This is a genomic window from Marivirga harenae, assembly GCF_030534335.1.
Classification (GTDB): Bacteria; Bacteroidota; Bacteroidia; order Cytophagales; family Cyclobacteriaceae; genus Marivirga; species Marivirga harenae.
The window spans coordinates 3754206-3775629 of the sequence record NZ_CP130565.1 but is presented as its reverse complement, the minus strand read 5'-3'; the positions used below and the strand labels follow the sequence as shown (position 1 = coordinate 3775629).

25 protein-coding genes and 1 pseudogene are annotated in these 21424 nt (G+C 35.7%); 20 read left to right on the top strand and 6 right to left on the bottom strand.

Annotated elements, in window-relative coordinates:
* Window positions 1-6 precede the first annotated feature (6 nt).
* The 5 genes from lptE to Q3Y49_RS16135 form a co-directional block, all read right to left on the bottom strand.
* Window positions 7-534, bottom strand: a complete 528-nt coding sequence (gene lptE / locus Q3Y49_RS16155) for an LPS assembly lipoprotein LptE (protein WP_303269597.1) — start codon at window positions 532-534, stop codon at window positions 7-9.
* Window positions 524-1786: a sigma-54 interaction domain-containing protein gene (locus Q3Y49_RS16150; RefSeq protein ID WP_303269596.1), complete on the bottom strand. Its 1263-nt coding sequence runs from the start codon at window positions 1784-1786 to the stop codon at window positions 524-526. The genes lptE and Q3Y49_RS16150 overlap by 11 nt, the downstream gene beginning before the upstream one ends.
* 12 nt (window positions 1787-1798) lie before the next feature.
* On the bottom strand, window positions 1799-3265 hold the full coding sequence (gene miaB, locus Q3Y49_RS16145) for a tRNA (N6-isopentenyl adenosine(37)-C2)-methylthiotransferase MiaB (RefSeq protein WP_303269594.1): 1467 nt from the start codon (window positions 3263-3265) through the stop codon (window positions 1799-1801).
* 121 nt (window positions 3266-3386) lie between these two features.
* Window positions 3387-4673 carry an anthranilate synthase component I family protein gene (locus Q3Y49_RS16140; RefSeq protein WP_303269592.1) on the bottom strand — a complete coding sequence of 429 codons (1287 nt, stop codon included), beginning with the start codon at window positions 4671-4673 and terminating at the stop codon, window positions 3387-3389.
* Window positions 4674-4760: 87 nt separating this feature from the next.
* Complete coding sequence (locus Q3Y49_RS16135; RefSeq protein WP_303269591.1) at window positions 4761-5522, bottom strand: YceI family protein; 762 nt, start codon at window positions 5520-5522, stop codon at window positions 4761-4763.
* Between the two features lie 120 nt (window positions 5523-5642).
* Between Q3Y49_RS16135 and Q3Y49_RS16130 the strand changes: the two genes are divergently transcribed.
* The 16 genes and pseudogenes from Q3Y49_RS16130 to katG all read left to right on the top strand — a co-directional run bounded on the left by Q3Y49_RS16130 (window position 5643) and on the right by katG (window position 18260).
* Window positions 5643-6152 (top strand): gamma carbonic anhydrase family protein, encoded by a 510-nt coding sequence (locus Q3Y49_RS16130; protein ID WP_303269589.1) that lies wholly within the window; start codon window positions 5643-5645, stop codon window positions 6150-6152.
* Window positions 6153-6296: 144 nt separating this feature from the next.
* Window positions 6297-7298, top strand: coding sequence for a 3-oxoacyl-ACP synthase III family protein (locus Q3Y49_RS16125; RefSeq protein ID WP_303269588.1), 1002 nt, complete (start codon window positions 6297-6299; stop codon window positions 7296-7298).
* Window positions 7299-7360: 62 nt separating this feature from the next.
* Entirely contained in the window at window positions 7361-7585 is a 225-nt protein-coding gene (locus tag Q3Y49_RS16120; RefSeq protein WP_303269586.1) for a hypothetical protein, read from the top strand.
* Between the two features lie 55 nt (window positions 7586-7640).
* Window positions 7641-8237 carry a hypothetical protein gene (locus Q3Y49_RS16115; protein WP_303269584.1) on the top strand — a complete coding sequence of 199 codons (597 nt, stop codon included), beginning with the start codon at window positions 7641-7643 and terminating at the stop codon, window positions 8235-8237.
* A 34-nt stretch (window positions 8238-8271) separates the two neighbouring features.
* Window positions 8272-8439, top strand: a complete 168-nt coding sequence (locus Q3Y49_RS16110; protein ID WP_303269583.1) for a Lacal_2735 family protein — start codon at window positions 8272-8274, stop codon at window positions 8437-8439.
* Between the two features lie 16 nt (window positions 8440-8455).
* Complete coding sequence (locus tag Q3Y49_RS16105) at window positions 8456-8950, top strand: DinB family protein (protein ID WP_303269581.1); 495 nt, start codon at window positions 8456-8458, stop codon at window positions 8948-8950.
* A 110-nt stretch (window positions 8951-9060) separates the two neighbouring features.
* Window positions 9061-9405 (top strand): phage holin family protein, encoded by a 345-nt coding sequence (locus Q3Y49_RS16100; RefSeq protein WP_303269580.1) that lies wholly within the window; start codon window positions 9061-9063, stop codon window positions 9403-9405.
* 66 nt (window positions 9406-9471) lie between these two features.
* Entirely contained in the window at window positions 9472-10038 is a 567-nt protein-coding gene (locus Q3Y49_RS16095) for a hypothetical protein (protein ID WP_303269579.1), read from the top strand.
* A gap of 171 nt (window positions 10039-10209) precedes the next feature.
* Window positions 10210-10374 carry a DUF1328 family protein gene (locus Q3Y49_RS16090; RefSeq protein WP_303269578.1) on the top strand — a complete coding sequence of 55 codons (165 nt, stop codon included), beginning with the start codon at window positions 10210-10212 and terminating at the stop codon, window positions 10372-10374.
* Window positions 10375-10506: 132 nt separating this feature from the next.
* On the top strand, window positions 10507-11409 hold the full coding sequence (locus Q3Y49_RS16085; RefSeq protein WP_303269577.1) for a histone deacetylase family protein: 903 nt from the start codon (window positions 10507-10509) through the stop codon (window positions 11407-11409).
* A 40-nt stretch (window positions 11410-11449) separates the two neighbouring features.
* Entirely contained in the window at window positions 11450-12163 is a 714-nt protein-coding gene (locus tag Q3Y49_RS16080) for a rhomboid family intramembrane serine protease (RefSeq protein WP_303269576.1), read from the top strand.
* Between the two features lie 90 nt (window positions 12164-12253).
* Window positions 12254-12868 (top strand): OmpH/Skp family outer membrane protein, encoded by a 615-nt coding sequence (locus Q3Y49_RS16075; protein ID WP_303269575.1) that lies wholly within the window; start codon window positions 12254-12256, stop codon window positions 12866-12868.
* Window positions 12869-13049: 181 nt separating this feature from the next.
* Window positions 13050-14744, top strand: a complete 1695-nt coding sequence (locus Q3Y49_RS16070; RefSeq protein ID WP_303269574.1) for a pyruvate dehydrogenase complex dihydrolipoamide acetyltransferase — start codon at window positions 13050-13052, stop codon at window positions 14742-14744.
* A gap of 82 nt (window positions 14745-14826) precedes the next feature.
* Window positions 14827-15369, top strand: coding sequence for an ATP-dependent protease subunit HslV (gene hslV / locus Q3Y49_RS16065; RefSeq protein ID WP_303269573.1), 543 nt, complete (start codon window positions 14827-14829; stop codon window positions 15367-15369).
* Window positions 15370-15424: 55 nt separating this feature from the next.
* Window positions 15425-15763, top strand: a complete 339-nt coding sequence (arsC, locus tag Q3Y49_RS16060; RefSeq protein ID WP_303269571.1) for an arsenate reductase (glutaredoxin) — start codon at window positions 15425-15427, stop codon at window positions 15761-15763.
* Window positions 15764-16050: 287 nt separating this feature from the next.
* Window positions 16051-18260: pseudogene (gene katG, locus Q3Y49_RS16055) on the top strand (catalase/peroxidase HPI).
* Between the two features lie 109 nt (window positions 18261-18369).
* Here the strand turns inward: katG and msrA are convergent.
* Window positions 18370-19011 (bottom strand): peptide-methionine (S)-S-oxide reductase MsrA, encoded by a 642-nt coding sequence (gene msrA / locus Q3Y49_RS16050; protein WP_303269570.1) that lies wholly within the window; start codon window positions 19009-19011, stop codon window positions 18370-18372.
* Between the two features lie 128 nt (window positions 19012-19139).
* Between msrA and Q3Y49_RS16045 the strand changes: the two genes are divergently transcribed.
* The 4 genes from Q3Y49_RS16045 to Q3Y49_RS16035 all read left to right on the top strand — a co-directional run bounded on the left by Q3Y49_RS16045 (window position 19140) and on the right by Q3Y49_RS16035 (window position 21423).
* Complete coding sequence (locus tag Q3Y49_RS16045; protein WP_303269569.1) at window positions 19140-20213, top strand: o-succinylbenzoate synthase; 1074 nt, start codon at window positions 19140-19142, stop codon at window positions 20211-20213.
* A gap of 116 nt (window positions 20214-20329) precedes the next feature.
* A complete protein-coding gene (locus tag Q3Y49_RS18780) occupies window positions 20330-20452 on the top strand; it encodes a T9SS type A sorting domain-containing protein (protein ID WP_367892456.1) in 123 nt (40 codons plus the stop codon).
* Window positions 20453-20464: 12 nt separating this feature from the next.
* Window positions 20465-20917, top strand: a complete 453-nt coding sequence (locus Q3Y49_RS16040) for a hypothetical protein (protein ID WP_303269566.1) — start codon at window positions 20465-20467, stop codon at window positions 20915-20917.
* A gap of 44 nt (window positions 20918-20961) precedes the next feature.
* On the top strand, window positions 20962-21423 hold the full coding sequence (locus Q3Y49_RS16035; protein ID WP_303269564.1) for a hypothetical protein: 462 nt from the start codon (window positions 20962-20964) through the stop codon (window positions 21421-21423).
* Window position 21424: the final 1 nt, after the last annotated feature.

The window sequence follows — 21424 nt, the reverse complement described above, 5'->3', positions numbered from 1 at the left end:
AAAATTTTACCAATTTGCTACTGATGCATTAAAAATATCTAAAATTATCTGATCGGTAATGGTTTCTATCAATTGATCTTCCACAGCCGTTAAGGTGTTCGCAGTAGCATCAAAATCATCATAGAATTTAAAGGACTTATTTTCGAAATTGAATACTTCATCTTTAGTGTTGACGTAACTCACTTTCACTGTGATCTCCAATCTTTGCGCACCAGCGGCATCTTGCAATTCAGGATTTCCTGAGGCTGTTACTGCAATTGGCCGTACGGTATAACCAGTAATAGACCCTTCTAGTTGTAAATCCCCATTTGAGTCAACAAGCTCCAAGCTCGTGTTTTGTTGATAATAGTCCCTAATTTTTTCAGTAAAGGTTTGCTGTAAATTTGGAGGGCCATTTCCTGAATCATTGTAAAAATATTGGATAGACATTGTTTTAATGTCCGGTGAAATCGAAGCTCCCGTAAAACTGTAAACGCCACAGCTACTGGTGAATATTGCCAAAAATAAAAATGTAAATATACTTTTAAAGGTCATATTGCTTTATTTTTCTATATAATGTCCTCTCTGATATGCCCAAATCCCGTGCCGCATATTTTCTTTTGTTCTGATTTTTGGAAAGTGCCCTTTCGATCATCTCTTTTTCTTTTTTTTCAAGAGATAAAGATTCTTCTTCGATTTCATGCTCTGCGTCTTGGTAATCTTCTAAATCAAAATGCTCACTGTCTTCGTCCTCCTCTTTTCTGCTATCCAGTAAAAATGGTGTTCTTATCCCCTCCGCATTTTCTTTGAACTCATTTTGCTTTACTTCAAATAGATCCTCGTTGTCTTTCAGAATCTCTTCTCCGTAGTTTTCATTTTTCAAAACGTTATGAACTAGCTTTTTTAGCTCTTCCACATCATTTCGCATGTCAAAGAGAATCTTATATAAAATGTCTCTTTCAGAAAAATTATCTTTACTGCCTCCGGTACCGTCTTGACTTTTATACAGAGCCGGCATCATATTCCCCTCTTGTGGTAAATACTTTAAGAGAATATCTTTATCTACCTCTCGCTCCATTTCTAATAGGGAAATTTGTTCAGCAATGTTTTTTAATTGTCGAATATTTCCAGGATAACGGTAAGCCATTAATGCTTGCTTAGCATCAGCCGTCAATTTTATGGCATTAACATGGTGTTTTTCAGCAAAATCTGAGGTGAATTTCCTAAAGAGTAGTTCTATATCCTCACCTCTGTCCCTCAAAGGTGGTACAAAAATCGGAACAGTATTTAATCTATAATACAAATCTTCCCTAAACTTCCCTTTTTCAACTGCTTGAATAAGGTTCACGTTGGTTGCAGCGACAACCCGAACGTCAGTCTTCATCACTTTAGATGAACCTACCCTAATGTACTCTCCATTTTCCAATACTCTTAGTAGTCGCGACTGTGTGGAAAGTGGCATTTCGCCAATTTCATCTAAAAATATGGTGCCTCCATCAGTTACTTCGAAATATCCCTTTCTAGTATCATAAGCACCAGTGAAAGACCCTTTTTCATGTCCGAAGAGCTCTGAATCAATGGTTCCTTCTGGGATAGCTCCACAGTTCACGGCTATAAACTGACCATGCTTCCGTGCGCTTAATTGATGAATAATTTTGGAGAATGATTCCTTACCAACTCCGCTTTCTCCGGTAATGAGCACGGTCATATCCGTAGGAGCTACTTGCATGGCTACTTTTATGGCAAAGTTTAAATGATCGGAGTTACCGATTATGCCGAATCTATTTTTGATAGTCTGTATATCCAAAGTAATATGTATTTAGACCGCTTTACCGATTAATGTTGCGCCAGTGCATTCGTCAACATAAACATCAACATAATCTCCTTTTTTGTAGTTTTCTTTTGGGAAGATGACTACTTTATTCTCAGAATTTCTTCCTTGCAATTGTTCATTAGATCTCTTAGAAGCTCCTTCTACCAAAACCTTGTGAATCTTGTTCAATACCAAATTATTCCTTTCTAAAGAGTGTTGCCTTTGCTTATCGATTATTTCCTGTAATCTTCTCTTTTTGGTTGCTAAAGGAATATCATCTTCGTATTTCTTTTCAGCTAAAGTTCCTGGTCTTTCAGAATAGAAGAACATATAAGAGAAATCATATTTCACATAGTCCATAAGCGTTAAGGTGTCTTGATGTTCATTTTCTGTTTCGGAACAAAAACCGGAAATCATATCAGATGAAATGCCACATTCTTCTCCCAAAATATCTCTAATCGCATCTACTCGATTGATGTACCAATCTCTGTCATAAGTTCGGTTCATCATTTTTAGAATTCTAGAATTTCCGCTTTGTGCAGGCAAGTGAATGTAATTACAGATATTGTCATACTTTTTAATAGTATGTAATACCTCATTCGTGATATCTTTCGGGTGCGAAGTAGAGAATCTTACTCTTAAATCAGGGGATACTTTTGCTACCATTTCAATCAAATTAGCAAAATTGATCACGGCTACATCCTCTTTTTTTTCAATTTTCTCTAATCTGGCCTTATTGTTCATTTCTTCAGACCATTTATATGAATCGACATTTTGACCTAAAAGCGTTACTTCTCTGTACCCTTTGTCAAATAAGTCCTGCGCTTCTTTAACGATCGAAAAAGGATCACGACTTCTTTCCCTTCCGCGAGTGAAAGGCACCACACAGAAAGAACACATGTTATCGCAACCTCTCATGATAGAGATAAAAGCAGTTACACCATTTGAATTCAATCTGACTGGACTAATGTCCGCGTAAGTCTCTTCTCTACTGAGGAAAGTATTTACTGCTTTTTCGCCATCATCTACTGTTTTGACCAAATTAGGCAAGTCACGGTAGGAATCAGGGCCAGCAACTATATCAACGATTTTCTCTTCTTCTAGGAGTTTTGTTTTCAATCGCTCTGCCATGCAACCCAATACACCAATTTGCATCTCGGGTTTGCTTGCTTTTACTTTATTAAAGTCAGTCAGTCTTTTTCTCACCGTTAGCTCAGCCTTTTCTCTAATTGAGCAAGTGTTGAGAAATATCACATCCGCATTATTGAAATCATTTGTAGTATCGAACCCATTATCTTTCATGATCGAAGTCACGATTTCACTATCGGAAAAATTCATTTGACAGCCGTAGCTTTCAATATATAGTTTTCGGTTTTTGCCTGTGTTTTCTTCTTTTGATACTTGAATACCGCAAGATTCATCCGTTTTGGCCTCTTCTGCAATGATGTCCAAATCTTTAATCAATTCACTCATATTTTGTATTTATAAAGTGCTTTGTGTAATGTTTATGCCTGACTTGCAAAGGTAGCTATTAATTATTGAAAATGACATTATGGCAGTAGAATTTCGGGCGGAAAATTTTAGAATTGTCTAATTAAATTAAACCAAGTGTTTTTTCTATGGCCATGGCTTTTAAGAGACATTCTTCGTATTCAGCTTCGGCATCAGAATCAAAGGTGATGGCACTTCCCACTTGATAATTTAATTTTTTGCTTTGCTCATCATAATATATACTGCGGATCAAAACATTAAAGTCAAATTCATTTTCTCCTTTGAAATAACCAATGCTTCCAGAAAATACATTTCTTTTGATATTCTCATACTTCTCTATCAATTGCATGGCACTAATTTTTGGGGCACCAGTCATGCTCCCCATAGGGAATGCGTTTTTAATGATGTCTACGGAATGCATTTCTTTTTTCTTGATCGCTGAAATGGTGCTAATCATTTGGTGAACTTGCTGAAAGCTGTAAATCCCGAACATTTCTTCTACTTTGACAGTAGCTGTTTCGGCTGATTTTGATAAATCGTTACGAACCAGATCCACGATCATCATATTTTCAGCACGTTCTTTTTCGCTTTCTATTAGACTTTTTTTGTTAGCAGTATCTTCTTCCTTTGTTTTTCCTCTTTTTGCTGTGCCTTTTATCGGTTGGCTAATAATTTTATCGTTTTTCAATTTAATAAAGCGCTCAGGGGATGCAGAAATAATATACTGGTTACCTATTTTTAAGAAAGAAGCAAAGGGGGCTGGGGAATTGTTACTTAAATTTTGGAATACTTGTATTGCTTCGAAATTTGTCACATTCGCGGAGAAGTTTATGCAGTAGTTGATTTCGTAAATATCGCCTTCCTCTATGTGTTGTCTTAATTGATTTACCGTATTGATATACTCAGATTTGCTGGTCCAGGACTTTAAATTTTCAATTGATGGCTTTGTATATAAATTTGTTTTCTTCTGTTTTATAAATCTTTGAATTTCATTTTGATAATATTCTAAATCATCACTTTCAATTGTGAGTTCATGATTTTCAATTGTTATAACGCATGTAGGCTCAAAGAAACCCATCGGCTCCCAGTCTATTATTGAATAATTACCGCTTTCTAACTTTTCTAGCTCATTTTTTAGATCATAGCCTAAATACCCATATATGGATCTTTTAGGATGTGTTTTTAAATAATCTTTCAATGATTGAAAATAGGGAGCCTTTAGTTTTAATTTTTTATTTCCTACCGCTATGCGCTGTGGAAATGCGCCAAATGGATATTGCGCTATTTGTTGGGGATAAAGAATTACTGCATATTGAAATTGAATACTCCATTGCAGTAAGTTATTCCAGAAATTTCGAGTTGATGATATGTCGATTTTTGCAGATGTCAAATGGCAGAATTTTGAATACAAATTTGCATAAAAAAAGGTTGCTAAAAAATTTTAGCAACCTTCAAGGCGTTTTATTTCAAACTGGAATCACATGTTTTCAGCAGTTGCATTAATATTAAATCCTACACCTACTTTATTATAAATGAATTGATCTTTCGCTTTATCAACTGCCTTTGACTCGTCTCCATACATTAAACCCCATTTGGTTCGGTCAATACTGAAATTTGTAAAGGCTTTTACATTATTTTCAGAGATCTCTATTTTTGCTGGCACTGTTATAGCCAAAGTCTTCCCTCTCATAGTCAAGTTTCCAGTAACCTCATGAGTTGCACCTTCTAACTCAAATTCGGGTAACTCCATAATTTTTTCGTCCTCAGCTGGTTGCTCCATATCATTTTGGTAGGAATCATAATTTTCAGCAGATTTTTCAGGATTTAATGATTTTACTGAAACTAGTTCAAAGGTAACTTGGGGATAATTTTCTGCATCAAAAAAATCATCTGATTTTAAATGGCCAACGAGTTTATCATGATTTTCTTGATCATCTTTTAAATCTGTTATGGTAATTTCATTTAAGTCAAACACGAATTTCCCTCCAGTTACCTTGCCATCTTTCACTTTTATCGAACCATTGGTCAAAGCAATATTACCATAATGTCTACCTGTGGGCTTTGTTCCTACGAATTCCATATCAGCTTCATTACTTGATACAGATATTTCCATTCCTTCTGATTCTTTTACTTCTTCTGCTTCACTTACTTTTGCTTCATCACCTTTTGGATTAGATGTACAAGCAGCAGCGACAATTATAGCTACAAATAAAGCACTTAATGTTTTTAAAATTTTCATAGATTAGTGGTTTTATATTATACATGTCGATAACGGCAGTATTTTAATAATGTTTACAAAAAAATAAAGAAATACATAAGCATTATATGTAGTTACATAGATAAATAAATTTACATTAAAATGGGAATAATTAAAAAATGTGAAGGTAAAGCTCCGCAAATAGGTGAGAATACTTACATAGCTGATAATGCAGTAATTGTTGGGGATGTTGTGATTGGAAAGTCATGCAGTATTTGGTGGAGTGCTGTTGTGCGAGGGGATGTAAACAGTATTACCATTGGAGATGAGACAAATATTCAGGATGGAGCAGTTATCCACTGCACTTATCAAAAGGCATCAACTACTATTGGTAATAAGGTTTCCATTGGGCATAAGGCAATCGTCCATGGTTGTACTATTGAAGATTCTTCTTTGGTTGGAATGGGTGCAATTGTAATGGATAATGCGGTTGTTCAGTCGCATTCAATAGTAGCGGCAGGAGCTGTGGTATTAGAAAATACAGTTGTAGAATCGGGTTACATTTACGCAGGTGTCCCTGCTAAAAAAGTTAAAAAAATAGAAGGGGAACTTTCAGAAATATTTGGTAGAACAGCTAAAAATTACACGCTGTATAAATCCTGGTTTGAATAATATTTTAAACAAGGACTTGCCTGCCCTTAATACTCTGCATGACTACTATTTTTGATTAGAAATCAATATTGCTCTATATTGGAGCGCATTTTAGAAATATTGGAATCCTGAAATGCAAAACGTAAAGGAAACGAATAATTACTTATGAAAAAGTCGAAAATTGTAGGTCTGGGTCATGCTGTGCCACAGACAGTTGTGACCAATAATGATATAGCCAAGTGGATTGATACTACAGATGAATGGATAACGGAGAGAACAGGGATAAAGGAAAGAAGGTTTTTTGATCCGGAAATTGAAGAGTCATTGGCCAAAATGGCAAAGACTGCCGCAGATATGGCGCTTAAAAATGCTAAAATGAAAAACGATGATATAGATTTTATCATTTTTGCCAGCATCACGCCTGATTATTTTTTTCCTGGCTCTAGTGTGCTTCTTCAACGAGAAATGGGGATGGGAACTATTGGATGTTTGGATATCAGAAATGCCTGCTCTGGGTTTGTATATAGTTTGTCGGTTGCTGATCAATTTATAAAAACAGGCATGTATAAAAATATTATGGTTGTAGGTGGTGAGATTCAATCTACCGCTATTGATATGTCCGACAGAGGTCGATCTACCGCAGTTATTTTTGGTGATGGAGTTGGAGTTGCGATAATGAGTGCTTCAGATGAACAGGGGGTTTTGTCTACGCATTTACATGCCGAAGGAACTTATGCCGAAGAATTATATGTGAAAGACCCCGGAAGTAGTCGGCCACGTGAAGAAAGGCAGCCTGAGCAAATCTTAGATACATCTGGCTATAAAGTTTACATGAATGGAAATATGGTCTTCAAACATGCAGTAGTCCGATTTCAAGAAGTTATCAATGAAGCACTTGAAGAAAATAATTTAAAACCATCCGATATTGATATGTTGGTCCCTCATCAAGCTAATTTGCGGATTTCGAAATTTATTCAGGCTAAGATGGGATTAACCGATGATAAGGTTTTTAACAATATTCAAAAATATGGTAATACAACAGCTGCCTCTATTCCAATTGCCCTGAGCGAAGCTTGGCATGAGGGAAAAATTAAAAGCGGGGATTTGGTATGTTTAGCCGCATTTGGTAGCGGATTTACCTGGGGTTCTGCTTTAATTAGGTGGTAATTTTTTTAGTACTAATGTTATTTATCTATTAAAATCAGTAGATTTAAGAAAAACGGACAACTATGATTACAAAGCAATATAACCCCAGTCAGCTTGAAGTGGAAATGGCAAAAGCCATTAAAGAATTAGCTCGCGAAATTGAAGGTAAGTTAAGTCAATTTAAGATTGTTGACATTGAGGACAACATCAAAGCTGATAACCCCATGGTTAGGATTAAGATTACTGATACTGACAATGATCCGCATGAGATTGTGTTGAAAATTATTCAGAAACCTGATCAGGTGTAATCTACCTTTAAAAAATTGATAGGGTGGGCTAGTCGAATCTCACCCTATTTTATTTATGTCAAAATTTACCACTCAAGAATTAGATTTAGCCTCTGATCCCACCATTCTATTGATTAAATACAGGATGATGGAAAAGGTATGGGATTTTTTGGAGGAATTGCAAAAGGAAATCAAAGACCGATTACTCCCATTTCAATCAAAATTGCCTGAGCAATTGAAGCTTCATAATGGAAAAATCTCAAAAGGTGAAAATTATAAGCGATTGCCTTATATGATTCTGGATTATCCTGCGCATTTCACAAGAGAAGATATTCTTGCTTTTCGCATTATGTTTTATTGGGGTCATTTTATTTCGGCTACTTTTCATTTGCAAGGAAAGTATTTACGGGAGTTTGGTAATAAATTGATCGAAGAGTTTCAGGAAGATGAAAACGTATTTTTTTGTGTGAATTCAGAACCTTGGGATTATCATTATAGATCAAATAATTACATGCTTTTGAAAGACCTAAATCAATGTGATATTGAAGAACATGTAGCAGGAACAGATTTTATTAAGTTGAGTATTAAATTTCCAGTAGAGGAGATGCCTCAAAGGAAATCTAATTTAATTAATTTCTTGGACTTGGGATTGAAAGTAATTCAAACAAATTGAATTGGTCACTGTTTTCAAAAATAAAAGAAAAACTATGTTTGGATTATTTAAAAAGAAGACTGAAAAAGAAAAGCTTAACGAAGAATACAAAAAGCTATTGGCCGAATATCATAAATTAAGTTCTATTGATAGAAAAAAGGCAGACTTGAAAATGGCAGAGGCTGAAGAAGTAGCCAAAAAAATGGATGCGATTAAAGAATAAATGATTAATTTTAAACATGAATCTAGTACATGCACCATTTTATCAAGGTTACGTTGATTTGGTAGAGAGTGACATTAAGAATGTTCTTGTACATCAAGCGAGCGAAATTTCTGTAATGATTAATAATATCCCGGATCAAAAGTGGAATTATCGTTATGAAAAAGGAAAGTGGAGTGTGGCACAAGTGATCCAACATTGCATTGATACCGAGCGAATAATGGCATATAGGGCGCTAACATTGAGTAGAGGTGAGACAAAAGCATTAGCAGGGTTCTCTGAAAATCTTTACGCTGAAGCTTCTGAATATTGTAAACTTGATAAGTCAAAAATGGCAGAGGACTTTTATTACTTGAGGAAAAGTCACCAATCTTTATTTTTGTCAATGCCAGATAAAATACTTAAAAAAGAAGGAGTAGCAGATGGGAATCCGATCTCGATCCTAAGCTTATGGTACATTATCGTTGGACATTGGAAACATCACCAAAAGGTGCTAAAAGACAGATACTTTTAAATACAGCCTTTTTATACAATTGCTTTTAATTTGTTTGTATTTATTTGCAAATAGGAATCATTAGACTCTCTATTCCGTAATTTAGATTCAAGATATTTAAACTTTTTAGAATGAACTTTTTAATCAAATTATTACTCTCTTCACTTTCGGTTATTGTCGCTTCGTACATACTTCCTGGTGCGCACGTGGATGGCTTTTTTGATGCATTGGTAGTCTCCTTGTTTTTAGCGCTGTTTAGCGCAACCATAAAACCCCTTTTAGTGATCTTAACAATTCCTGTCACAGTTTTTACACTAGGATTCTTCTTATTGGTTATCAATGCTTTAATGGTAATGCTAGCTGATTATGTTGTAGATGGATTTTATGTTGAAGGATTCTGGTGGGCATTACTGTTTGGAGTCATTTTAGCCATTGTAAACAGTATTTTTGAAGGGGTAAGCAAAAAGAGCGAATAAATTTTATTTTATTGTGATTTTTGAAAAAATATTGTAATTTATTTCCTCAATACAAACCAGCAAATTATGAGTGCTCAAAACCAAGGCTTCGATGCCGGAGAAATCGAGAAATTGAAGCAAAAAATTGCTCAGCAAAAAAACCAATTTGTCTTGGTTGATACCGATGACAATAATGATGAGTATAAGCATTTTCGCTTTACAGGAAAGTATGAAGGAAAGGATGTGATTTATGATGCCGTCATTTACACGCTTCGACTACATCATGCTAGTGAAGTATATGAATTAGCTGAACATAAAGCAGCGCAGAAGTTTCCTAATTTCAAGCCGATCAAATTCCAAGAAGATGAAAATGGTGATTTAAGGACATTGGATGATGTAGAAGAAGAAATTGGTCTGTATATAGCAGAAATGATTGATGATATCGAAGATGAAGAGTTGGTTAAAGTCCAAGAGCATGTGGATATGGACAATGGCGGAGAGTATGGTGTCGGCTTGGATGTTGGTTTGAACGTTGAAGAAGTAGATGATGAAGTCATGAACAAATTTGTTCACGATTTCAATGAAGATAATCTAAATCTAGATGATACACTCTATTCATTTGTTTCTAATGAAGAGGAGTTTGACGTGGATTAAGGTTTCTGCTTCCTACAAGTTAGTTGTTGTTTTATTATATCTTTTCAATTAATCAAATTCACTGCTGTTTGATGTTTCATATTTAGTTTTATGTAACAAAGCAAAGAGATCACTCGTTACAAAAGTTTGTAAATTCTACTAATTAATATTTTTTGACTTTAAAACTTTATTATGTTACGATGGATTTTAATATTCCTGATCATTGCATTAATTGCAGCAGTATTAGGATTTGGAGGCATAGCCGCTGGAGCCGCGGGAATAGCAAAAATAATTTTTTATGTGTTTTTGGTATTACTAGTCATTTCTGTAATCGCTCGCTTGGCTAGAGGAAGATGATTTTCAATATCAATTGATATAAATGAATGCTGACTTTGATGAGTCAGCATTTTTTTTTGCGTCCTCATATTGATTTCTGAATATTTTAAACATGAATCCTCTTCGTTGGTTTATAAAAATTAAACATTGTAGATGCTCAAAATCGCTTGGAGAAAAGAATATACACACCCGCTGCCTGACAATCATCGCTTTCCGATGGAGAAATATGATCTGCTTCCAGAGCAATTAATTTACGAAGGAACTGTTAGTTCAAGTAATTTTTTTCCACCTGAATTATTATCGGAAGAGAATATATTATCAGTTCATAAAAACGAATATTGGCAGAAATTAAAAAACCTGATGCTGAGCCGAAAAGAAGAAAGAAGGACTGGGTTTCCTTTGTCTGCAGCTTTGGTTGAGCGTGAGAGAATAATTAATCAAGGCACGATTGATGCTGCTAATTTTGCTTTGAAATATGGAGCAGCCATGAATATTGCCGGTGGAACACACCACGCTTTTACGGATAGAGGTGAAGGCTTTTGTTTGTTAAATGATATTGCTATCGCTGCTAATTATCTCCTTAAGAATAAAAAATCTGAAAAAGTCCTGATTGTAGATTTAGATGTACATCAAGGCAATGGAACTGCGGAGATTTTTAAAAATAATCCCAAAGTGTTTACTTTCAGTATGCATGGAAAAGGAAATTACCCAATGCATAAGGAAAACTCTGATTTAGATATCGAGCTAGAAGACAAAACGGATGATAAAACGTACCTTAAAATCCTTAGGGAAGTACTTCCAAGATTGATCCAAGAACAGGAGCCAGATTTTATTTTTTTTCAATCAGGTGTAGATGTTTTGGCTACAGATAAATTAGGCCGGCTTGGGATGAGTATTGCAGGTTGCAAAGAGCGCGATAAAATTGTTTTTGAGCATTGTTACAAGAACGAGATTCCTGTTGTTGCCAGTATGGGTGGAGGATATTCTGAAAAGATCGCACACATTATTGATGCTCATGCCAATACTTATCGGCTTGCTCAAGACATCTACTTTTAAAAACCCCTACCTTTTTTCAGGAAATTCGTATCTTTAAAGTATGTCCAAGGAAAAATCTCTTTTTCGGCAAAGTGTAGTTTTTGGTAGCTACATTATATTACTATTGTGGTTGGTCAAGGCTGCAGAATGGGGATTTGCTGCCAATTTCGCGCATTTTGGCATCATGCCAAGGCATCTTTTAGGTACAATTGGTATTTTTACTTCACCATTTATCCATGGTGATTTCTTGCATTTGCTGTCCAACAGCTTTTCTCTTATGCTGTTGATAATCATATTGTTTTTCTTTTATGATAAAATTGCACTTAAAGCTCTACTTTATATTTATATCGCTACGGGAATTTTCGTATGGCTAATTGCTCGTGAAGCCTACCATATTGGTGCCAGCGGTGTAATTTATGGGATTGCCTCTTTTATTTTGTTTAGTGGATTATTGCGTAAAAATCAATCCTCTTTAGCGCTCTCTTTTGTGGTATTACTTTTATATGGCGGAATGTTCTATGGGGTTTTGCCGCAAGACGGACATATTTCATGGGAATCCCACCTTATGGGCCTCTTAAGCGGTTTACTTGTGGCTTTGTGGATGAAAAATGAATTTGCAGGTCAAGCTGAATTGAAATTGTATTTTGAAAAAGAATGGGATGAAGAGGAATTTGAGTATGATGGAGAGAACTATAATTTTACCAAACCTGAGGATAGGTTCATGTATGAATACGTTGAGAAGAAAAAGGATGATTCTGACGAAGAACAAAAATAAGTCTAAAACCAAAATCCTTAGGCTTTGCACTTTAATTTGTTTGATTAACTTTGCAGGCGTTATTAAAACCTAATTTAAAATAAAATACACGTGAAGAATTTATCCCTAGTACTGAATATCATCTTAATCGTTGCTGTAGCCTATTTGTTTATTGACAAATTTAGTGGAAGTGAAAATCCAGAAGAGACCACCTCAACTGAGCAGAAAGACGATAAGATTTATCAAAATGTATCTATTGCTTACGTTCATTCTGATTCTTTATTAGCTAATTATGATTTCATGCAAAAAATCGAGTCCGAATTGGGTGAACTTTCTCAAAAATATGAAAAGGAATACCAAAATAGGGCTCAAGGTTTGCAAAATGAAATTAATGATTTCCAAAGAACAGCTCAAAATTTGACAGTGGCGCAAGGAAAGGCATTAGAGGAGAATTTGATGAAAAAGCAACAAAACCTAAGGGTTTATCAGGAAGATTTATCTCGAAAGTTGCGTCAAAAAGAGGCCGAATTAAACAATGAATTGTACAAGACTATTAGCGATTATTTAAAAAGTTACGGTGATGACAATAACTTGCAATTAGTATTAACTTACTCCAGAGGAAGTGACGTTTTATATGCAAATGAGGGATTAGAAATCACCAATGAGGTAATTGAAGGCTTAAACAAAGCTTACCAAGCTGAAGCTGACAGTGTAGATTCAAAGTAATTTTTTACTATTACTAGTTTAGCCCGTTCCTTAGTTGGTACGGGCTTTTTAATTTAGTTAAAATGTAAAACAATACAGAAGTTTTAGGGTATTCTTAATAGTTTATTTCAATTAATTTGAATTAAGGCTGAATTCCCATTATTTTTGACAAGTTTATTAGAAATAGAAGATTTATACATATATGGCTGAAGTAATAAAAATGCCCAAAATGAGTGACACCATGGAAGAAGGTGTGATTTCCTCATGGTTGGTTAAAGAGGGCGATGAAGTATCATCTGGAGATGTATTGGCTGAGGTTGAAACCGATAAAGCTACAATGGAATTAGAGTCTTATGAAGACGGTGTGATTTTACATATTGGTGTCAAAGAGGGCGATGCAGTTCCTATTGAAGGTGTTATTGCTATCATTGGGGAAAAAGGTGAGGATATTGATGGTTTATTAAAGGAAATTGAAAACGGTGGAGAAGCAGCTAGTTCCAATAAATCTGACAATGATAAAGCAGATAAAAAAGAATCTAAAGAAACTAGTTCTGGTGGTAAAGAAGAGTCAATAGATGCTTCCGATGTTAATGCCACTTTAATCACCATGCCTAAAATGAGTGATACTATGGAAGAGGGTGTTATTGCTTCTTGGTTGAAAAAAGAAGGTGATAAAGTGGAAGCTGGTGACATTTTAGCAGAGGTAGAAACCGATAAGGCTACCATGGAGCTTGAAGCTTATGAGGATGGTACCTTATTATATATTGGTATTAAGGAAGGTGATGCAGCTCCAATTGATGGGGTTATTGCCGTAATTGGTGAAGAAGGTGCTGATTATGAAAAATTAATAAAGGCCCACGAGCAAAAATCATCTGGAACTGACGAAAATAAGAAGGAGGAGAAAACAGAAGAAAAAGATAAATCAACTTCTGACAGCAAACCGGGATCAGATAGTGCAAAACCTACTCCACCAGCAGAAACTTCAAATAAGGAAGGTCGAAAAAGCGATGGAGGAAGAATATTTGCTAGCCCACTAGCAAAAAAGATCGCTAAAGATAAAGGAATTGATTTAGCTGATGTAGAAGGTTCTGGAGGGAATGGTAGAATAATAAAATCTGATGTGGAGAACTTTACTCCAAAAGCAAAATCTTCAGAAGCTCCACAAAAAGATGCTTCAACTGGTCAAGCAATCAATATTCCACAAGTAGTGGGAGAAGAGAGCTATGAAGAAGTGAAAGTTTCTCAGATGAGAAAAACAGTAGCAAAAAGACTGTCTGAAAGTAAGTTCACTGCTCCTCATTTCTATGTCACAATGGAAATCAACATGGATAAAGCAATGGATGCAAGAAAAAGCATCAATGAGTTGTCTCCGGTGAAAATTTCCTTTAACGATATTGTGATTAAAGCGGTAGCATCAGCTTTACGCCAGCACCCAAAAGTCAATAGCTCGTGGATGGGAGATAAGATAAGAAGAAACCAACATATCCACGTGGGTATGGCGGTAGCAGTTGAGGAAGGATTGTTGGTTCCTGTAATTCGATTTGCTGATAATAAGTCACTATCTCATATTGCAGCAGAAGCTAAAGATTTTGCCCAAAAGGCTAAAAATAAAGAATTGGAACCAAAAGACTGGGAAGGCAATACTTTCACAGTTTCCAATTTAGGAATGTTTGGAGTAGAAGAATTTACAGCCATCATCAATCCGCCAGATGCTTGTATTTTAGCAGTTGGTGGAATCAAACAAACTGCTGTAGTAAAAGACGGTCAATTAGTGCCAGGAAACATAATGAAAGTAACCCTTTCATGCGATCATAGAGTAGTTGATGGAGCAGTGGGTTCTGCATTCTTGCAAACATTAAAAGGATTGTTAGAAGATCCAGTGAGAATACTGATTTAAGAAATATACTAACCTGTAGTACAAAGTCTCGTTGTTTGATAACGAGACTTTTTTATTACTAATATTTAACAGAAGAATTAAGATGTCAAAAATAAGATCAACAACTGTTTGTGCGGTTGTGCATAAAGGTCAAGTAGCTATTGGAGCTGATGGTCAAGCAACAATGGGTAACACTGTTGCAAAAAGCAATGTCAAAAAAATCAGAAAATTACAGGATGGTAAAATTGTGACCGGTTTTGCCGGATCTACGGCTGATGCTTTTAATTTACTAGAGAAGTTTGATGAAAAGCTAAATGCTTTTGGCGGCAATATGAAGCGTTCAGCAATTGAATTGGCAAAAGAGTGGCGAACAGATCGATATTTAAGGAAATTAGAGGCCATGATGATTGTTGCGGATAAAGATGAAGTATTGATTATTTCTGGAACCGGTGATGTTTTAGAGCCTGACAATCAAATTGCAACCATAGGTTCGGGGAGTATGTATGCCCAATCTGCAGCCACTGCATTGAAAAAGCATGCCGGAGATAATCTATCAGCAGAGGATATTGTTAGGGAAAGTTTACACATTGCGGCTGATATTTGTATTTATACAAACCATAATTTGGTAGTAGAAACCATCGGGTAGTTTTTTGCTATTTGTGATTTCTTTCTTTACTTTTTATTAATAAAAACGATTGATCATGAGACTATATCATAATCCCAGATGTGGAAAAAGCAGAGAAGCCTTAAAAATTCTTACGGATAAAGGTGTTGAACCAGAGATTGTGGAATATTTAAAACAAATTCCTACGCATGCTGAATTAGAGGATGTACTTCAGAAATTAGATATGAAAGCAGAAGATCTTTTACGAAAAAATGAAAAGATTTTTAAAGAAATGTATAAGGGTAAAGATCTGTCAGATTCTAAATGGATTGAAGCTATGATTGCTGAACCTAAGTTAATTGAAAGACCAATATTTATTAATGGTGATAAAGCCGTAGTCGGTCGGCCGCCTGAAAAGGTTTTAGAGATTCTTTAAGCAGTATTGATTTTATAGTGAAAAGGTGATTGATGTGGATTTCAATCGCCTTTTTTTATGACTTATCCTTTATGATCCCGGTGTTTATTACTCTGTAGGTTAAAATGTAGATTAGCTTAATTAGAAGCTACTGTTTTTTAATTGACTTGGAATTTACTAAATTATAACTAGATAAAACGTTATTGAAAAATATAGTAAATATCTATAATGTTATAAATAATATAGATAAAAAGTATTGAATTTTAATTCCTAAATTACAAGTAAAAGAAACTTAAAATTTTTCAACTATGGAACATATGAATAATCTGGGAGATGTAGGGAAATGCCCTGTCATGCATGGAGGTAATACCAAAGTAGGAGGTAACGGCTCCATGAATAAAGATTGGTGGCCAAATCAATTAAATGTTGGGATTTTGCATCAGCATTCAAAAAACTCAAATCCTTTAGGTGAGGATTTTGACTATGCAGCCGCGTTCAAGAAATTAGATTTGGCTAAGGTAAAAAAAGATATAGAGGAGGTATTAACAACTTCTCAAGACTGGTGGCCAGCAGATTATGGGCATTATGGTCCTTTTATGATCAGAATGGCTTGGCATAGTGCAGGTACCTATAGAACTGGTGATGGGCGAGGTGGAGCCGGAACCGGTAACCAAAGATTTGCACCGGTTAATAGCTGGCCAGATAATGGAAATTTGGATAAGGCTAGGAGATTATTGTGGCCTATCAAGCAAAAATATGGTAACAGCATTTCTTGGGCCGATTTATTTATTTTAACAGGAAATGTTGCTTTAGAATCTATGGGATTCAAAACTTTTGGTTTCGGTGGAGGCCGTGAAGATATTTTCCAACCAGAAGAGGATATATACTGGGGTGCCGAAGATACTTGGTTAGGGAATAATCGCTACACTGGTGAACGAGATTTGGAAAACCCTTTGGCAGCAGTGCAAATGGGATTGATTTACGTAAATCCTGAAGGTCCTGATGGAAACCCTGATCCACAAAAGTCTGCTCATGATATTAGAGAGACTTTCGCACGTATGGCCATGAATGATTATGAGACAGTAGCTTTAACAGCAGGGGGTCATACGTTCGGAAAAACGCACGGTGCCGGAGATGCCGCATTAGTGGGTCCAGAACCAGAAGCGGCTCCAATGGAACAAATGGGCTTGGGTTGGATCAGTAGTCATAAAAGTGGAAAAGGCAGAGACGCCATCACAAGTGGATTGGAAGGTGCCTGGACACCAACGCCAACGCAATGGGACATGAGTTACTTTGATGTTCTATTTGGTTACGACTGGGAACTATCTAAAAGTCCTGCAGGTGCGCATCAATGGGTACCTAAAAACATAGAAGATAAAGATAAAGCACCTGATGCGGAAGATGCTTCTATGAAAGTAGGCATTATGATGACTACAGCTGATATGGCCATGAAAGTGGATCCTGACTACAGAAAAATATCAGAACATTTTCATAAAAACCCTGAAGAGTTTGCAGATGCTTTCGCTAGAGCTTGGTTTAAATTAACGCACAGGGATATGGGCCAAAGGTTAGGTATTTAGGCCCTGAAGTACCAGAAGAAGATTTGGATTGGCAAGACCCAATTCCGGCAGTCGATTATGAAATCATTAATGATAAGGATATAAAAGAGCTTAAATCGCAGATTTTAGAAACAGGATTATCAGTTTCTGAATTGGTTTATACGGCTTGGTCATCTGCTTCTACTTTTAGAGGATCAGATTTAAAAGGTGGTGCAAATGGTGCTAGAATTGCCTTAACTCCTCAAAAAGATTGGGAAGTAAATCAACCGGCTCAATTATCAAAAGTGTTAAATGCTTTGACTGACATTCAGAAAAAGTTCAATGAATCGCAGTCTGGAAATAAAAAAGTTTCTGTAGCAGACTTAATTGTTTTGGGTGGTTGTGCTGCAATAGAAAAAGCAGCTAAAGATGCCGGACATCATGTGGAAGTACCTTTTACGCCTGGCCGTGCTGATACGACTCAGCAATTGACCGATGCGGATACTTTTGAATGGTTAAAACCAGAAGCTGATGGTTTTAGAAATTATAGAAGGGCAGCATTTACAGTTCCTGACGAGGAAATGTTAATTGACAAGGCGCAATTACTAACTTTGAGTGCACCAGAAATGACGGTGCTTATTGGAGGTATGCGTGCGTTAAATGCAAATCATAACAATTCAAAGCATGGGGTATTAACAAAGTCTCCAGGTAACTTGACTAATGATTTCTTTGTCAACATTACTGATATCGATACAGTATGGGCTCCAGCAAAAGAAGATGATATCTTTGAAGGAAAAGACAGAAAAACTGGTGAAAAGAAATGGACTGGGACTAGGGTAGATCTAGTTTTCGGCTCTAATTCTCAATTGAGAGCTATTTCGGAGGTTTATGCTCAGGCTGATGCTAAAGAGAAATTCGTTAAGGATTTCATTAAGGCGTGGGATAAAGTAATGAATTTGGATAGGTTCGATTTGAAATAAGCTTTTCAACTAAGTATATAATAAGAAAGGCATCCATTAAAATATGGATGCCTTTTTTCTGCAAAGTTAATTATGAATAGTGCTTTCTCCTTATTAAAGGGAGTGTAATTTAGTCCTTCAAAATATCTTTAAAAGTTCTAGCAACCTTATCAATTTTAGGCTTAGAAACATTTACTATATAGCGATCATTAGGGTTTTTCTTTTCGTAATCTTGATGATAGTCCTCTGCATCCCAAAATTTAGTGAACGCTGTTAGCTCTGTTACAATTTCATCATCAAATTTTGAAGCTAGCTCATTCATTTTCTTAAGCGCTAAATTCTTTTCTTTTGAATTTCTGTAGAATATAGCAGAACGATATTGTTTTCCAACATCTGGCCCTTGACGGTTCAGTTGAGTAGGATCGTGAGCTACAAAGAAAATATCCAAAAGTGTTTCATAATTGATGACGGAAGTATCATAAAGCACCATCACCGCTTCGGCATGATTAGTTCTTCCATAGCTCACTTCTTTATAGCTCGGATTTTCTTCGTCACCTCCGGAATAGCCTGAAATAGCTTCTTGAACTCCTTTTATTTGTTCAAAGGAAGCTTCCACGCACCAGAAACACCCACCAGCAAAATAGGCAGTATCAATGGCTTCTGTGTTTTGAATTGCGATAGAAGTGGATTCTGTGTTCTCTGACTTTTTGTTTTCTGCTGCACAGGCAAAAAATAATAGACTTAAAATGATGATGGCAGTATTTCTTATCATATTGTTTAGAATTTTCAAAAGGAACGACTTAAGTTGCCATTAAGTTTTACATATGATGATTTTTGTGGTATTATCAGTCGATTAGTACCTAGCTTCAATAGTTTATTGATTAAATGACAATATAAAATATGAGAATAACTTCGGCTTCCATCCAACATCATACCCTGCAATTCAAATTTGAAGCTGGTACTTCCCGTGGCACTTTAAAAGAGAAAGATACATGGTATTTAAAATTGTATGCAGAAAATAAATTAGTGGGAATTGGAGAGGCTGGACCATTAAAAGGACTGAGTGTTGAGCCATTAGATCAAATGGAAACCCAATTGGAAAAGGTTTGCGAGCAATTGATTGGATTGCAAATACCAACCGCTATGGAAGAAGCATTTGAAATTGCTCATAGTGTTTGTCCTGACGGTTTTCCTTCAATTCGCTTTGCAGTGGAGACTTCTTTATTGGATGCCATTAATGGAGGTAAGAAACTCATTTTTGACACCCCTTTTTATCAAGGCAAAGAAAGAATTCCCATTAATGGCTTGATATGGATGGGAAGTAAAGAGTTTATGCAGAAACAGATTCAGGAAAAATTAGATGCAGGTTTTGATTGCATTAAAATGAAGATTGGGGCCCTTGATTTTGATACTGAATTGTCGCTCTTAAAATCCATTCGAAATCACTATTCAAAAGAGCAAGTGACATTACGTGTTGATGCTAATGGGGCTTTTAAAGCACCAGAGGCCTTGGACAAATTGAGTGAGTTAGCAAAACTGGATTTACATTCCATTGAGCAGCCAATAAAAGCAGGGAAAAATGATGATATGGCATTTTTATGTAGCAAAACGCCATTGCCCATCGCTTTGGATGAAGAATTGATTGGCATAAATAATAAGGAAAAGAAGTTAGCCCTTTTGGAAGATATTAATCCTCAGTTTATTATCTTAAAACCTAGCTTAGTAGGAGGTATTCAATCAACTTTGGAGTGGATTAAAATAGCCGAATCCATGGACATTGGTTGGTGGATGACTAGTATGCTGGAATCTAATATCGGCTTAAATGCCATCTGCCAATTAGCCTCTTATTTAAAAGTAAAAATGCCTCAAGGCTTGGGAACTGGGCAATTATATCATAATAACATTGCTTCACCGATTAGAATTGCCAATGGGGAGACTTTTTATAATTTAAATAGTAAGTGGGGTTCGATTTGAAAAAATACATATGTATTTGGGTGGTTTGTAATTAATTATTAAGTTTACATCAAACGTTCATACGATTTTTAAAAGTATTTCAGTAGTTTTAATTTGTTTCGAAGATCCAAAAGTTGGTGGCACACGGACAATTAATGCAATCTACAACCATTAATCTAAGCGAAATTAAAAAAGGAGCCTATACGGTAAAAGTACAACACCAAGGATTAACCGAAACCAAGCAATTAATTATCAACTAAATTTGACTTATTATGAAAAACTTAATTTTTTTAATCTTACCTCTTTTATTCGTTATTTCCTGTAATGAAGAAAAAGTAGAGGAAGAGCTGGAGCCAATCGATAAGGATTCATTATATGGGAAATGGCAGTTGGTGGAAGAATGGGATGGGGTTATGTCCGATCCTTATGAAGTAGAGGATGGTTATTACCGTACTTTTAATTCAGATTCTACTTGTTCTGTGAGTTGGTCTTTTAAGGATTGTGATAATGTAAAATGTGCATTCAAATTATCAAGTGATAGTACTAGTGATATAATGGAAGTAGCGTTTACTTGTCAAGACAATGGTGAGACCGAAATAGTTAGTGGTTTTTATCGTTATGAATTGGAAGATGGTTTTTTAAAGTTGACTCCTCATGAAGATTACCATACATGTGATGAAGGTTGTTGGGAACGTTTTAAAAAGGTAGCCAACGAGGAGAAATGAATTCTTTTAAAGCTTGTCTCTCTTTATATCATAAAGTACTTATTGTGAGGAATTTATTATTTTTAATGATTCCATTATTATTGTTCAGTTCCTGCAAAGAAGAAACAGTAGAGGGGGGGCTGGAGCCAATCGATAAGGATTCTATATATGGAAAATGGCAGTTAGTAGAGATATGGGGCGGGGCTACTTCAGGTTCCACATATCTAGAGGACGGTTATTTTTATACTTTTAATTCAGACTCTACCTGTTCAACTAATTATCTTGTTTTTTGTAAAACTGGTGAGGAGCTTTTAGTTGGTACTTATGGTTTATATGAAGATGATGAGGGAAAAATCATGAAAATGAGGATTGAATGTGAAGATAGACAAGATGGGATTATACCTAATTCTTTATTTAGGTATAAAATGGATAATGGCTTTTTAAAATTGACTCCCCATGAAAGTGTAAATACTTGTGATGAGGGTTGCTACAGAAGTTTCGAAAAAGTAGCTAATGAGGAAAAGTGAG

What these genes read in the sequence shown, in the direction of transcription:
- Q3Y49_RS16080 (WP_303269576.1), top strand. Translation starts at nt 11,450, where the DNA reads ATGTCCAAGGAAAAATCTCTTTTTCGGCAAAGTGTAGTTTTTGGTAGC.
- Q3Y49_RS16095 (WP_303269579.1), top strand. Translation starts at nt 9,472, where the DNA reads ATGAGTGCTCAAAACCAAGGCTTCGATGCCGGAGAAATCGAGAAATTG.
- miaB (WP_303269594.1), bottom strand. Translation starts at nt 3,265, where the DNA reads ATGAGTGAATTGATTAAAGATTTGGACATCATTGCAGAAGAGGCCAAA.
- lptE (WP_303269597.1), bottom strand. Translation starts at nt 534, where the DNA reads ATGACCTTTAAAAGTATATTTACATTTTTATTTTTGGCAATATTCACC.
- Q3Y49_RS16120 (WP_303269586.1), top strand. Translation starts at nt 7,361, where the DNA reads ATGATTACAAAGCAATATAACCCCAGTCAGCTTGAAGTGGAAATGGCA.
- hslV (WP_303269573.1), top strand. Translation starts at nt 14,827, where the DNA reads ATGTCAAAAATAAGATCAACAACTGTTTGTGCGGTTGTGCATAAAGGT.
- Q3Y49_RS16085 (WP_303269577.1), top strand. Translation starts at nt 10,507, where the DNA reads ATGCTCAAAATCGCTTGGAGAAAAGAATATACACACCCGCTGCCTGAC.
- Q3Y49_RS16130 (WP_303269589.1), top strand. Translation starts at nt 5,643, where the DNA reads ATGGGAATAATTAAAAAATGTGAAGGTAAAGCTCCGCAAATAGGTGAG.
- Q3Y49_RS16110 (WP_303269583.1), top strand. Translation starts at nt 8,272, where the DNA reads ATGTTTGGATTATTTAAAAAGAAGACTGAAAAAGAAAAGCTTAACGAA.
- Q3Y49_RS16105 (WP_303269581.1), top strand. Translation starts at nt 8,456, where the DNA reads ATGAATCTAGTACATGCACCATTTTATCAAGGTTACGTTGATTTGGTA.
- Q3Y49_RS16090 (WP_303269578.1), top strand. Translation starts at nt 10,210, where the DNA reads ATGTTACGATGGATTTTAATATTCCTGATCATTGCATTAATTGCAGCA.
- msrA (WP_303269570.1), bottom strand. Translation starts at nt 19,011, where the DNA reads ATGATAAGAAATACTGCCATCATCATTTTAAGTCTATTATTTTTTGCC.
- arsC (WP_303269571.1), top strand. Translation starts at nt 15,425, where the DNA reads ATGAGACTATATCATAATCCCAGATGTGGAAAAAGCAGAGAAGCCTTA.
- Q3Y49_RS16115 (WP_303269584.1), top strand. Translation starts at nt 7,641, where the DNA reads ATGTCAAAATTTACCACTCAAGAATTAGATTTAGCCTCTGATCCCACC.
- Q3Y49_RS16045 (WP_303269569.1), top strand. Translation starts at nt 19,140, where the DNA reads ATGAGAATAACTTCGGCTTCCATCCAACATCATACCCTGCAATTCAAA.
- Q3Y49_RS16100 (WP_303269580.1), top strand. Translation starts at nt 9,061, where the DNA reads ATGAACTTTTTAATCAAATTATTACTCTCTTCACTTTCGGTTATTGTC.
- Q3Y49_RS16125 (WP_303269588.1), top strand. Translation starts at nt 6,297, where the DNA reads ATGAAAAAGTCGAAAATTGTAGGTCTGGGTCATGCTGTGCCACAGACA.
- Q3Y49_RS16135 (WP_303269591.1), bottom strand. Translation starts at nt 5,522, where the DNA reads ATGAAAATTTTAAAAACATTAAGTGCTTTATTTGTAGCTATAATTGTC.
- Q3Y49_RS16040 (WP_303269566.1), top strand. Translation starts at nt 20,465, where the DNA reads ATGAAAAACTTAATTTTTTTAATCTTACCTCTTTTATTCGTTATTTCC.
- Q3Y49_RS16070 (WP_303269574.1), top strand. Translation starts at nt 13,050, where the DNA reads ATGGCTGAAGTAATAAAAATGCCCAAAATGAGTGACACCATGGAAGAA.